Origin of the sequence: Pseudoselenomonas ruminantium, assembly GCF_900113715.1 — a bacterium.
Taxonomy (GTDB): Bacteria; Bacillota; Negativicutes; order Selenomonadales; family Selenomonadaceae; genus Selenomonas_A; species Selenomonas_A caprae.
The window spans coordinates 131,420-144,767 of record NZ_FOQK01000003.1; the positions used below are offsets into that span (position 1 = coordinate 131,420).

Sequence of the window (13,348 nt, forward strand, 5' to 3'; positions counted from 1 at the left end):
CTCATTGCCGCTGTATCGGGCGTCCCGTCTGACTCATCGCCAGCCGCTCCAAGGTGGAACAACAGGTTCTCCCTCTGACTCGCACCAGCCGTCAGCTCTCTTGGCGGTTAGTCCCTGCTGCTTCCTCTTCCTCGCGTTATCACGTGCCTATTCTTCTGTGCATAACCGTATTATAGCCTCTCCATCTCTCACCGTCAAGTGTGTTTTTCAGAAAAACAATATTTATTTTCATGCTTGCTTTTCATAAATTTCCGCGTTAAAATATAACAAAACGCTATATGTCCACATTGCATGGACGCTCCGTTTTTGTAAATCTGTCAAAAAAACAGCATGATGATTTGTTATAGGAGGTTATCCCATGGAAGCAGACCGCGTATACAATTTCAACCCGGGTCCGGCAACGCTGCCGCTCGAGGTACTCAAGGAGGCTCAGGCCGAGTTCCTGAATTTCAACCATAGTGGCATGTCCATCCTCGAGATCAGCCACCGTGCCAAGCAGTACGCTGAAGTCCACCAGCAGGCCAAAGCTGACATCAAGGAGCTCATGGGGCTTGGTGACGACTATGAAGTCCTGTTCTGCCAGGGCGGCGCCAGCCAGCAGTTCGCGATGATTCCGCTGAACTTCGCTACCAAAGAGCACCCAGGCAGCTACGTCCTCTCCGGCAGCTTCGCGACCAAAGCCTACAAAGAGGCGGAACTCTTGGGTGTGGGCGAGGTTGCCGCCTCTTCCAAGGCAGTCGACTTCCGTCATATCCCGACCCAGGACGAGCTCACGATCAATCCTGAGGCGGCCTATGTCCATCTCTGCTATAACAACACGATCTATGGTACCGAGTACCACTATGTGCCGGATACCCACGGCGTGCCTCTCTTTGCCGACATGTCCTCCGACATGCTCTCGCGCCCGGTAGACTTCCAGAAGTTCGACTTCATCTACGCCGGCGTGCAGAAAAACCTCGGCCCGGCTGGTGTCGTCCTCGTCGTCGCCAAGAAAGAGCTCTTAGCCAAGAGCCCGCAGACGCTGCCGACGATGCTGCGTTACAGCACGTTCCTCGAAAAGGATTCGCTCTATAACACGCCGCCAGCTTTCTGCATCTACATGGTCGGCAAAGTCGCTGCCTGGATCAAGGCCAACGGCGGTCTTGCCGAGATGGAGAAACGCAACCAGAAGAAGGCCAAGGTCGTCTACGATGCCATCGATAATTCGGACGGCTTCTACCGCGGCCATGCCGACAAGGACAGCCGTTCCTTCATGAACGTCACCTTCCGCCTGCCGAGCGAAGAGCTTGAGAAGAAATTCGTCGCTGAAGCCCTCGAGCATCAGCTCAGCGGCGTCAAAGGCCATCGCAGTGTCGGCGGCATGCGCGCCTCCATCTACAACGCTATGCCGTATGAAGGTGCCCTCCGCCTCGCCGAGTTCATGGAAAAGTTCCGCAAGGCCAACGCCTGACAGCATAAATATTTATAGGGAAAAGACGTCACCGATAACAGTGACGTCTTTTCCCGTGTCTATGCCTGTGCTATAATTGACATGGACAACAAGAATTAGAATGTCACAGATAGGAATTGATAACATGCACATGCGACACACACACTTACTCAATCTTGTAAACCAAAAGAAACGCGTTGCTGTCACGGAGCTTGCCCAGGCACTGGATGTCTCCGAAGTGACCATCCGCAAAGATCTCAATCTCCTTGAGCGCAAAGGTCTGCTGCGCCGCGAGCACGGCTATGCGGCCATGACGGCCAGCGATGACATCGCCAACCATCTCTCCTTCAACTATGAGCGCAAACGCCAGATTGCCCAGCGGGCCGCTGAGAGCATCCACAACGGCGAGACGGTCATGATTGAGTCCGGCGGCTGCTGCGCACTGCTTGCCGAAGAGCTGGCCACCAACCGCCGTGATGTCACCATCATCACCAACTCGGCTTTCATCGCCGACTATGTCCGCAAACAGCCCAATGCCCATATCATCCTTCTGGGCGGCGAATATCAGAATGAGTCGCAAGTCATGATCGGCCCGATGATCCAGACCTGTGTCAGGGATTTTTCGGTCAACAAATTCTTCGTTGGCACAGACGGACTCAATGAGCACGGCTTCATGTCCAACGACATCATGCGTGCCGAAGCGGCCCGCACCATGGCCAACAGCGCCAATCAGGTCATCGTCCTGACCGAGTCCAGCAAATTCCAGACGACAGGTGTCGTCTCCCTGCTGCCCCTCGAACGCGTCAGTGCCGTCTACACCGATGGCGACGCCGACAGCCAGTCGCTCACGCTGCTCAACAACAGCGGCATCCATGTCTATCCGGTCTGATGCGCTGCTGCATAAAAAATCTTTATATCCATCATCAGTAAAAATTACTTGCAAATATACCTAAAGGTGCTATAATATCATCTTGTGAGTTGGTACTAATACTTGCTCAGAAATTATTGACACAGGAGGTATAGACATGCAGGATTTAGCAAAGGTCCTTGGCCAAAAACTCAACAGCTGGGAGTTCCGTGAAGCTTGGGAAGAAAGCTCGATGGAATACGATTTCCTGGACCGTATTGCAACGGTATGTGCAAAAGTTGCTCATAACGCTGATGAAACCAACAACTGATCCGGTTGCCGACAATAAATAAGACCTCACTTCGCTTGAAGTGAGGTCTTTCTTTATTTTGCTGTTTTTTTCGTCTTTTCTGCCGCCGTATTCATGAAGTAGCGGAAATCCTTGCGCTCACCGCGCTGGATGTCCGACTCGAACATGCGGTTCCAGGGGAACGTGACGTTGATGTCCTCGAGGCTCTTGAACGGGGGCAGGTTCTCCTGCACGAACTGCTCCATCAAGCGGGTCGACCGCAGGCCTACCGCCTCGCGCTTGGCGTCGAGGGAGCCATAGAAGCCATCGCCGCGCAGCCAGGTCAGCTGGCGCGCCACGATATTGCGCACATTCGCCTGATAGCCCCAATCGTCCAGATACCGCGTGAGCAGCAGCTCATCGACATCGGCATCCTTCATGTATTTCGTGAGCATGCCTGCGCCGATCACAAAGCCCGAGCTGTTGGTCGGCGTGTTCCATCCCGAATACGCCTTAATCTTGAAGAGCAGGCCGCGTTTCTTGAGCTCCTCCATCAGCGCATTGTCAGCGCCGTTGGCGTAAGCGATATCGGCAATACCCACTGGATATCCCTTGCCGACGTATTCCTGGACGATATCGGCAAAGTATGCAGTGCCCTCGCGCGGACGCCCGTCATTGGCACGATCATTGGCCTCATAGGTCTTGCCATTCGGATTCGTGTTGACCGTCAGTACCAGATCGGCATTCGCAGGGCTCGTCACCGGCATGCCGCCGCCCGCCGTGATGGCCGAGCTCACCGACGCGCTGATCCGCTCATCTGAGTAAGCAGGCACCGTCGCGGGACCACGGCCCCAATTGTAGCGGACGTACACAAACGGCACATCCTTGCGCAGGTTATTGACAGCACGGGACATCAGCAGCATGCCCATCTCGTCGATGCCGGCCATCGTCTGAAACTCCGTCTTGCCCAGATCCTTGCCCTCTTCATCAAGATGGCGGCTCTCCATATGCGTCCGCGAATACGGCGCATTGTCATCGCGGCCCAGCACCAGATAGTTGAACAGCTTGCCGCGGGTCAGCTTGATGAGCTGCTGATTGGCCGAATAGTTCTTGTCACGGCGTCCCAGCCAGTCCTGCATATGCTTGCGCGGAATGAGCTCCTCCAGGAAGGCTGCTTCCTTCGTCTCCCGGCGGGTCAGCCCTTCAACCTCTTCCTTGTCCTTGAGCACGGTATAGCGGAAGATATCCGCGCCATAACTGCGATAGTATTCAGGCTCTTCATGGCCGGATGCCGCGCCCGAACGCGGCGTGCGCATAATCGAACCAAACACATAGAGCGGCAGCTTGGGATTCTCCTTGCGAAATGACTTGAAGTTCTCGGTGCGGGCCAGGATCTGTTCCTTGGTATAGCTGTGCTTGCGTGAGCCGACAAGGCTGCCATAGATCAGCGAATCCGACGAAACAACCGCTGCATCCGCATCCCGGGCATTCTCCTTCAGCCAAGCCCACAACTCATCGGGATGGCCGAGATCCTGCCGGTTGCCCAATAGCTTGTCCGGCGGAACAATCACCTCATAGCCCAGTTTCTGCACCACTTCAGCCGTCTGCTGATTCGATATCGGCCGATTGTCATGGGGTACGTAGATAATCCTGGGCACCACATTCTGCTTATGGCGTGCGGAAGCCATCGGCAATGCCATGACCATCACGCCCAGCACCAGTACCAGTGCCAATATACGCCGTTTCAAAAAACCGCTCCCTTCAATACCTTGCCGGCTCATTCTGCCGTCCTGCTTTTGACCAGTCCCACCAACGCATCCTTCACCTCATCGGGAATGTTGAGTTTCGTCTGGAACTCCACACCGCCTTCCTTCGGAGAGGCATTCCGGATTTCGATCATATCGATGAGCCGATGCCCCTGATACTGCGTCTGGCCAAAGTCTGACTCCGCGAGTACCTTGCTGTAATCCACCCGGACGGTGTTGCCATGGATTTCCAAGGGCAGGTCATCTGAAATCTCGATATGGCCCAGCATGCGCTCCGCCATAGACAGCGATATGCGGGAAAAGACCCAGGACATGAGCCCCTGCGACGGCAGATTGCGCTCGCGCACACGATAAACCATATACGAGGTATCGCCTTCGTGAACAAATTCCTTGATCTCGCCCGAAAGCTCGATCCGCCCCACTTTTGCGTCCGTGTCTGCCGTGATGTCCAGCCGGCCATTGGCATGTGATTTGACCGTCACTGCCTTCACATGCCCCTCCGCGGGGATGCGCTTGGCCAGTGCCTCGTTGATCACATCGTCCGGCACGAACAGTTTTCCCTGGCTGATTTCCAGCAGCGATTCCTTGGACCAGGTCTGCTGGATGACCTTCAGCGCCGGCCCGTAATCCTTGACCGCCTGCTGCACCCTTGACCAGTCGATATTCTGTATCTGTTCCTGCCAACCAGCTGGTAAATCTATCATCTTGCTTACGCCTCCGCACTTGTCCCCTTGTTCTCACGGATCGTCTGCCAGAGATCCTGAGCACGTTTGTACATCTTGTTATCCGTATTGCGGATATTCTGGTCGCCGATGATGCGAGAAATATACTGCGTCGCTTTCTCGTAATCATTCATGCGATAGTAGATGGCTCCGATCAGATACATCGCCATCGTATCGGTCATACCATTGATCGGGTAGCGCTCCGTCATCAGCGAGCGGTCATAGAGCTCCGCTGCGCGCTGGAGCATCTCCATTTCCTTCTCCGGCTCCTCAGCATCGCGGTAGATCCAGCCCAGCTCGAGATAAAGGCCTGCGCGCTTGGCCAGCGGCTGATCGGTAAGCTCCGCATAGAAAATGGCCAGCTTGAACGAAGCCACGGCATCGGGAACCTGACGCTCCTCGACGAACTGCATCCCCAAGGTGCGCTTCGACAGGAATTCTTCGATCTTGCGTTTGTGCAGTGCCGGCATAGTCCCTAAGAAGGTCTTCTCATCGGCTGCATAGCCGCAATGCTCACAAAACCAGATTTTATAGAAATACGGATTGAAGTCTTTGTAATGCATGCAGAAATCTTCATCCATCTTCTCCATCATCAATTTGGACTTCGTCTTGACAACCCGCGTCGATTCCCCACAGATCGGGCACGTCTTCTCAACAACAAAAGTAAATTCACCCATGATTTCTCCCTCTTCTTCCATTGGATTCCCTTAGACAATATATCTAGGATACCACATTATCCCGGAAAAATAAATGAAAGCTGCGCTTTCCCAGCTTAGAATTGACTGAGAAGAGCCTTTCCCTCTGCGGGAAAGGCTCCTTCTATCCTGTCGCTGCCACTCAGCGTCCATATTTCCGGCAAAGTCTTGCCAACTCATCAGCATCAGCCGTCAGGAGATAATCCGATTTGAGCCGCCATTTCCAGTTAAGGCCCACAGTACCCGGGATATTCATCCGGCTGCGTTCATCCAGCTGCAGGATATCCTGCATGGGAATCATGGCCAGCCGGGCATCAGCCGCATAGGCAAACTCGATGAGCTTGCGCGCGATGCTGTCCGGACGGTCGGCCTTGGCATGCAGCATGCCAGCCACCGCTGCCCGCATCGTATCGTCGATGTCCTGCTTGTACCAGCCGATTGTCGTATTGTTGTCATGCGTACCTGTATAGACGATACTGTTTTCTGGGGTCACGCAGCCCAGGCGCCCCTGTGCATTGAAGTGCAGCGTGAAATGCAGCACTTTCATGCCGGGGAAGCCGCAAGCATCGCGCAGCTGTCCGACTTCATCGGTGATGATGCCGAGGTCCTCGGCTACGATGGGCATCTGCCCGCCCAGATCCTTGCGGATCTCATCAAAGAACGGCTTGCCCGGCCCCTTGACCCAATGGCCGTTGATGGCCGTGTCCGCCTTGCCGTCGACCTCCCAGTAAGACTCGAAGCCCCGGAAGTGATCGATGCGGACGATGTCCACGAGCTCGAACAGCTTGCGGAAGCGCCGCTTCCACCAGCCATACTTCTCTTCCTTCATGGCCGTCCAATCATACTGGGGATTGCCCCAGAGCTGGCCGGTCGCGCTGAAGTAATCGGGCGGTACGCCAGCCACGGTATGGGCCGTGCCATCGGGATTCAGGTCAAAGAGATGCTGGTTAGCCCAGACATCAGCACTGTCTCCCGCCAGGAAGATCGGCATATCGCCCATGATCTGGATGCCCTGCTGTTTGGCGTATTCATGCAGGCGCTGCCACTGCTGGGCAAACACGAACTGCTCGAACTTGACCAAGCCGATAGCATCTGCCAGCCGCTTCGACAGCTCCTTGAGCGCCTTCTTCTCATGCTTCTTGACTGCCTCCGGCCACTTGGTCCACTCGACGCCCTTGAATTCCTTCTTAGCCGCCTGGAACAAGGCGAAGTCCTCCAGCCAGTACGCCTCGCGCTCACAGAACGCCAGATACTCGCCATTGCTCTCCGCCTCGGCCTTGAACTTCGTCCAGGCCTTCTTGAGGCATTTGTTCTTGAAATTATAGACCCACTCGAAGTCGATGAACGACGAATTGCTCACATACGGAACGCGCGCTTCTGCCGCTGTCAGCCACTTATGCGCCAAAAGCTCCTCGATATCGATGAGCATCGGATTGCCTGCAAAGGCCGACGAGGACTGGTACGGCGAGTAGCCGACATTGTCCGTGGGACCAAGGGGCAGGATCTGCCAGACATGCTGCCCGGACTGCTTGAGGAAGTCAATGAAGCGCTGTGCTTCCTTGCCGAGATCGCCAATGCCGTATTTCGACGGCAGCGAAGTCGGATGCAGCAGGATGCCTGCCTGCCGCGGATACTTGCGTGGCTGCCGTTTGTGCTCCAGCAATATGCCGGTCAGCGGCGCCAATTTGACTTCGACCTGGCCGCGGACGACTGGATACTCTTTGCCACTGCCCAAAGCATCAACGAAACAACCATCAGCAAAATCGCTGACATCCATATAAACCATCCGGCTCTCACTGCGGCTCCGATTGAAAGCGACCAAAAACGCTCCGTCCTCAGCCTCAGCGCCAAAGACATCCTCGCCGCCACGGATGACACGCGCATAAGCGATCGTATCGCCATCAGCGCTAAGCGGCAGCAGGCTGCCAGTCTGCAAGACCGTATGCTTGTTGCGCAGAGCGATGATTTTCTTATACCACTCGCGCAGGTAAAGGTCGCCGCCATCCCAGGGATATGGCCGGCGGTTATACGGATCTTTGAATCCCTGCATGCCGATCTCATCACCATAATATATACAGGGCACACCAGGATACGTCATCTGCCACAGCGCCGCCATCATGAGCCGTGCAGCACCGAGGTTGTACTGCTCCTTGTCCAGCCGCGCCCGTGACTGCTCCACAGCCGGCATGCCATCATAATAGGCCGCATCGCCGAGCAACGTGATGGCGCGCTGGACATCATGGCTGCCGATCAGGTTCATCATCGCGTAAAAATTCTCACGCGGATAATTCTCCCGCAGGCTCTCGAAACGCCGTTGCGCTGTCTGGCCGTCGACATGCCCCTTGAGGAAATCGAACAGGATGGTGCGGAACGGATAGTTCATCGCCGAATCCATTTCCTGCCCGCAAAGATACTCGCGCGGCACACCATAGGCAATCTTATGCGAAGCATCTTCCCAGACCTCGCCGATCATGACAGCCTCGGGATTGCTTTTCTTGAGTTCCGCAAAAAAAGACTGCGAGAAGGGCTCCGGCAGCTCGTCGATCACATCCAGCCGCCAGCCGGCAACACCTTCATTTAGCCAATGATGCAGGACACTATCCGGCGCTGAAATGATGAAATCCATATACGAAGGCGTTGTCTCCGTAACGTTCGGCAGCGTATTGAAATTCCACCAGCTGTCGTATTCATAGGGGAAATTGCGGAAATTATACCACTCGTAATATGGCGACTCCTTGGACTGGAATGCGCCCACCGTATCATATTGGCCCGCACGATTGAAGTAACGGCTGTTGCTGCCCGTGTGACTGAACACACCATCAATGATGATACGGATGCCTTGTGCCTTGGCCGCCTCAATGAGTTCGCGGAAATCTTCATTGGTTCCCAATATGGGGTCTATTTTATGATAATCGCCCGTATCATAATGATGATTGCTTTCCGACTCAAAGACAGGATTCAGGTAGATGACCGATATGCCTAATTCCTTCAGATAGCCAAGTTTTTCCTTAATGCCCTGCAAGTTGCCGCCAAAGAAATCATACGCCACGATTTCCTTCGTATCGGGGTCCTTATAATAGCAAGGATCGTCTGACCAGTCCGCATGATAGACTGCCCCCTTCTTCTGTATCAGCTTGTCGCCCTTGCGGCAGAACCGGTCGGGGAATATCTGATACATGACGCTGTGCTTGAACCAGTCCGGCGTCTTGGCGCCCTGGTTGTAGACCGTGATCTGGAACGATGGCGGTACATGGTCGTAGACATTACCCAGTCCGCCCCATTGCTCCGGATTGTTGCCATAGTAAGTCGTGCCCTGCGCTGTCGTGATGATGAAGTAATACCATAGCAGGCAGCCCTTTTCCGGCATCTCCATGTCGGCACAGTAGAACTTCTCCGCACTGTCGCTATCATCCTTCGTCGTCAGATTCACGAGCTTCTCGCCCGATTTATCATGCCAGAGCCGCAAGAGAACATGACGGATTTCCTGTTTGGTCTTCAACCGTATCCCCAGCCGGACTTTTGTGCCGGCTTCCGCCGCACCAATCGGCGAGCGGAAATAGATATTCTGGGAGTTATGCTCGACCTCACTTCTATCCAGCATAAAATCTCCTCCTTCTCTTCTCGTACTCAGTCCCGCTTGCATAAAAGGCGGCAAAGATCCTTGCCGCCCCATGTATTTTGCTTATTCTGCCAACAGCCTGTTATACAGTGCCTTGTATTCCTTGGCAGAGTTCTTCCAACTATAATCGGTATTCATGGCATTCTCTACGATATGCTGCCATTCTTCAAAATTCTCATAAGCACTGAGTGCACGCTTCAACGCATACATCATCTCGTGCGCATTGTAATCACAGAATACGAAGCCATTGCCCTCGTTGGTATACTTATCGTACTGCTGGACTGTATCCTTGAGGCCGCCAGTCTCGCGGACTACAGGAATAGCACCATAGCGCATGGCGATCAGCTGGCCAATGCCGCATGGCTCATAGTTCGAGGGCATGAGGAAAATGTCCGCTGCCGCATAGATGCGTTGTGCCAGCTCATTCGAGAAACGGATATTGGCTTTGACCTTCGTCGGGAAGCGCCATTCCAGTCCCTTGAACCACTCTTCGTACTCCTTGTCGCCCGTTCCGAGGATGACCAGCTGGATGTTTTCATGCTGCAGGATCTCATCCATCATGCGCACGATAAGATCCAGGCCCTTGGCCTCAACGAGGCGGGAAATCAGGGCAACCATAGGCGTACGGCGGCTCATCGGCAAGCCCAGGAAGTTCTGAAGCTCGGTTTTGTTGTCGGCTTTGCGGTCACGGCTGTCCACATCGTAAGTCTCAAACAGGTTTTTATCAGTAGCAGGATTGTAGATATTGTAGTCAATGCCATTCACGATGCCATACAGCGAATCACGGCGGCTGCGCAGCAGTCCATCAAGATTCTCGCCGAAGTAATCGTACTGGATTTCCTGCGCATACGTCCTGCTGACTGTGGAAATATAGTCTGCATAGATGATGCCGCCCTTCATGAAGTTTACGGCATCGTAAAATTCCAAATCGCCATTGTTGAAATACTTCCAGTCTAGTCCCAGGACATCGCTCATGATCTCCTTCGGGAAAACACCCTGATACTTGAGGTTGTGGATCGTATAGAGCGTACGGATTTTGCGGTAGCGCTCATCGTCCATATGCTCGAGCTTCAGCAGGACGTTCACCATGCCAGCATGCCAGTCATTCGTATGGATGACATCCGGCCAGAAATCGACGATAGGCAGCAGACTCAGCACGGCACGGCAGAAGAATGAAAACCGCTCTGCATCATCATCATAGCCATAGAAACCCTCGCGGTCGAAGTATTCCTGATTGTCCACAAAGTAATAGGTGATGCCGTCCTTTTCATACTTGTCCAGACCGATATATTTCTGACGCCAGGCCACACTCAGTTCGCCATCGTAGATATGCTCCATGGCATTGCGGATCTCAGGTGCGATCTTGCCGTATTTCGGCATGACCACACGGACCTCCACCCCTTCTTCTTTCAGTGCCTGCGGCAGCGTTCCTGCTACATCAGCCAGGCCTCCGGTCTTCGCAAATGGTACTGCTTCAGATGCAACATAAAGAACTTTCATTCCCATTTCCTCCTTAGTCATTGCCAGCAGCTTTTTTCTTTGCCGTGGTCTTCGTGGTTGTGGACTTTGTCGTTTTCTTAGCCGCAGACGTCTTCGTGGCCGCTGTCTTGCGGGTCGTCGTCTTCTTTACAGCGGGCTTCTCTGCTTCCTTCTCAGCCGCTGCCGTTTTTTTCGCAGCAGTTTTCTTGGCTGCTGTCGTTTTCGTCGCCGCCTTGGCTGTTGCCTTCTTGGCTGTCGTTTTCGGCTCTGCCTTGGCCGCGGTCTTCTTCGCCGCCGTCTTCGTCTCAGCTTTCACTGCCGTCTTCTTAGCGGTCGTCTTCGCCTTGGCCGTTGTCTTTTTGGCCGTGGCCTCTGCCTCAGCCTTCGCGGCCGTTTTCTTCGCAGCTGGTTTCGCAGCAGCTTTCGCCGTTGTTTTCTTCGCTGCAGTCTTCGTCGCAGTCTTCTTCGCTGCCGTCTTCTTCACGGACGTCTTCTTGACTTCGGCGGCTTCTGCCTTGCTGGCAGAATCACTTTCCTCATGGCCTCTGGCATCTACTTCCGCCGAAGCCTCAGGAAAAGACGTTCCTGCACCAGACTGCCCTTTGAGACGCAGATATACCGTAGCCAGCGGCGGCACCGTGATCGTGATGGACTGCTCACGGTTATGCCATGGCACATCCTGGCTGATGATCTCGCCATTGTTGAGTACACCGCTGCCACCGAAGGCCTCGTCATCCGAATTGAACACCTCGACGTAATGACCCTTCGACGGCACGCCGATGCGATAGTTCTGACGGACTTCCGGCGTGAAATTGCAGACAGCGATGATGAAGTCATTGCTGTCCTCAGCCTTGCGGACGAACGAGACGATGCTGTTCTCGTTGTCGTTGCAGTCGATCCACTGGAAACCATTCCAATCGAAATCGACCTGCCAGAAAGCTTTGTTATCGCAATAGAACTTGTTGAGAGCCTTCGAATACGCCTGCATCTTCGTATGCATATCGTACTGCTCGACCAGATGCCAGTCAAGGCTGTCATCGTAATTCCACTCGATGAACTGGCCAAACTCACCGCCCATGAACAGGAGCTTCTTGCCCGGATGAGCCATCCAGTAGCCGAAGAAGGTACGCAAACCAGCAAATTTCTGCCAGTAGTCGCCCGGCATCTTGCTGATCAGCGAGCACTTGCCATGCACGACCTCATCATGCGACAGCGGCAGGACGAAGTTCTCGGAGAACGCATACATGAACGAGAAGGTGACCTTGTCATGATTCCACTTGCGATAGATGGGATCAAGGCTCATATACTTGAGCATGTCGTTCATCCAGCCCATGTTCCACTTGTAGTTGAAGCCCATGCCCCCCATGTAGACCGGCTTGGAGATCAGCGGCCAGGCCGTCGACTCCTCGGCGATCATGAGTGCCTGCGGATGATACTGGAAGATAGCCTCATTGAGCTTGCGCAGGAAATCCATGGCCTCGAGGTTGCCCGTATCGCCGTATTTGTTCGGCTGCCATTCGCCTTCCTTGCGCCCGTAGTTCAGGTACAGCATATTGGCGACAGCGTCGATGCGCAGGCCGTCGATATGGAACTCCTCGAACCAGAACATCGCATTGGAGATCAAGAAGCTCTGTACCTCCGTGCGGCCATAATCGAAGTTCGTCGTGCCCCACTCCCAGTTCTCGGCACGCTGCTCGTTGTCCGACTCGTAGAGCGTCTGTCCATCGAAGTGGCGCAGTCCCTGCTCATCCTTGCAGAAATGGCCCGGCACCCAGTCCATGATGACGGCGATGCCATTCTGGTGGGCCTTGTCGACGAGATAGCGGAAATCATCCGGCTCGCCATAGCGGCTCGTCACAGCGAAATAGCCCGTGGCCTGGTAGCCCCAGGAGCCATCGAAGGGATGCTCACAGAGCGGCATGAACTCGATATGCGTATAGTTCATTTCCTTGGCATAGCTGATGAGCTGATCCGCAAGCTCGCGATACGAGAGATACTCGCCCTCACCATTGCGGCGCCAGGAACCTGCATGGACCTCATAAGTCAGCATGGGACGTCCATACGAGGACTCCTTGCGCTTCTTCTCCAGCCAATCGCCATCCTGCCAGTCATAGTGGCTCATATCGTAGACGCGCGATGCCGTCTCCGGTTTCTTTTCCGCATAGAACCCATACGGGTCAGCCTTCATGATGCGCGGGCCGCCCCACTGCGGTTCGATGGCATACTTGTAGACAGCGCCCTCCTGGACGTTTTCGATGAACACCGACCAGATTTCCCCATCCTCAAGACGGTTCATCGTATTGACGCGGTCATCCCAAGCATTGAAATCACCGACGACACTGATGGATTTCGCATGCGGTGCCCATACGGCAAAGCGGACACCTTTTTTGCCGTTTTCCTCCACGAAATGGGCGCCCAGCATCTCATAGGCATGATAATTCGTCCCCTGATGGAACAGGTATCGGTCAAATTCACTAATATCTGAAGTCTTCAAAAATAATC

The 13,348-nt window shown here is 54.3% G+C and carries 9 protein-coding genes; 3 read left to right on the forward strand and 6 right to left on the reverse strand.

What is annotated here, in order from left to right; all coding sequences use genetic code 11:
* Nucleotides 1-358 precede the first annotated feature (358 nt).
* From serC to BM181_RS15225, 3 genes are all read left to right on the forward strand, one after another.
* The gene (gene serC, locus BM181_RS02675) at nucleotides 359-1,450 is read left to right on the forward strand and encodes a 3-phosphoserine/phosphohydroxythreonine transaminase (protein ID WP_075442213.1); all 1,092 of its coding nucleotides are present in this window, start codon (nucleotides 359-361) and stop codon (nucleotides 1,448-1,450) included.
* Nucleotides 1,451-1,574: 124 nt separating this feature from the next.
* Nucleotides 1,575-2,318 (forward strand): DeoR/GlpR family DNA-binding transcription regulator, encoded by a 744-nt coding sequence (locus tag BM181_RS02680; RefSeq protein ID WP_082336123.1) that lies wholly within the window; start codon nucleotides 1,575-1,577, stop codon nucleotides 2,316-2,318.
* A 136-nt stretch (nucleotides 2,319-2,454) separates the two neighbouring features.
* The gene (locus tag BM181_RS15225; protein WP_173370936.1) at nucleotides 2,455-2,607 is read left to right on the forward strand and encodes a hypothetical protein; all 153 of its coding nucleotides are present in this window, start codon (nucleotides 2,455-2,457) and stop codon (nucleotides 2,605-2,607) included.
* A gap of 53 nt (nucleotides 2,608-2,660) precedes the next feature.
* Here BM181_RS15225 and BM181_RS02685 read toward each other — a convergent pair whose 3' ends face one another.
* The 6 genes from BM181_RS02685 to glgB form a co-directional block, all read right to left on the reverse strand.
* Complete coding sequence (locus tag BM181_RS02685) at nucleotides 2,661-4,271, reverse strand: DUF4127 family protein (protein ID WP_143092092.1); 1,611 nt, start codon at nucleotides 4,269-4,271, stop codon at nucleotides 2,661-2,663.
* A gap of 71 nt (nucleotides 4,272-4,342) precedes the next feature.
* On the reverse strand, nucleotides 4,343-5,035 hold the full coding sequence (locus tag BM181_RS02690; protein ID WP_075442219.1) for a hypothetical protein: 693 nt from the start codon (nucleotides 5,033-5,035) through the stop codon (nucleotides 4,343-4,345).
* A 5-nt stretch (nucleotides 5,036-5,040) separates the two neighbouring features.
* Nucleotides 5,041-5,730, reverse strand: coding sequence for a DUF2225 domain-containing protein (locus BM181_RS02695; RefSeq protein ID WP_075442221.1), 690 nt, complete (start codon nucleotides 5,728-5,730; stop codon nucleotides 5,041-5,043).
* A gap of 160 nt (nucleotides 5,731-5,890) precedes the next feature.
* Nucleotides 5,891-9,349, reverse strand: coding sequence for a 4-alpha-glucanotransferase (gene malQ / locus BM181_RS02700; protein ID WP_075442223.1), 3,459 nt, complete (start codon nucleotides 9,347-9,349; stop codon nucleotides 5,891-5,893).
* Between the two features lie 81 nt (nucleotides 9,350-9,430).
* On the reverse strand, nucleotides 9,431-10,867 hold the full coding sequence (gene glgA, locus BM181_RS02705) for a glycogen synthase GlgA (protein ID WP_075442225.1): 1,437 nt from the start codon (nucleotides 10,865-10,867) through the stop codon (nucleotides 9,431-9,433).
* Between the two features lie 13 nt (nucleotides 10,868-10,880).
* A complete protein-coding gene (glgB, locus tag BM181_RS02710; protein WP_075442227.1) occupies nucleotides 10,881-13,340 on the reverse strand; it encodes a 1,4-alpha-glucan branching protein GlgB in 2,460 nt (819 codons plus the stop codon).
* Nucleotides 13,341-13,348: the final 8 nt, after the last annotated feature.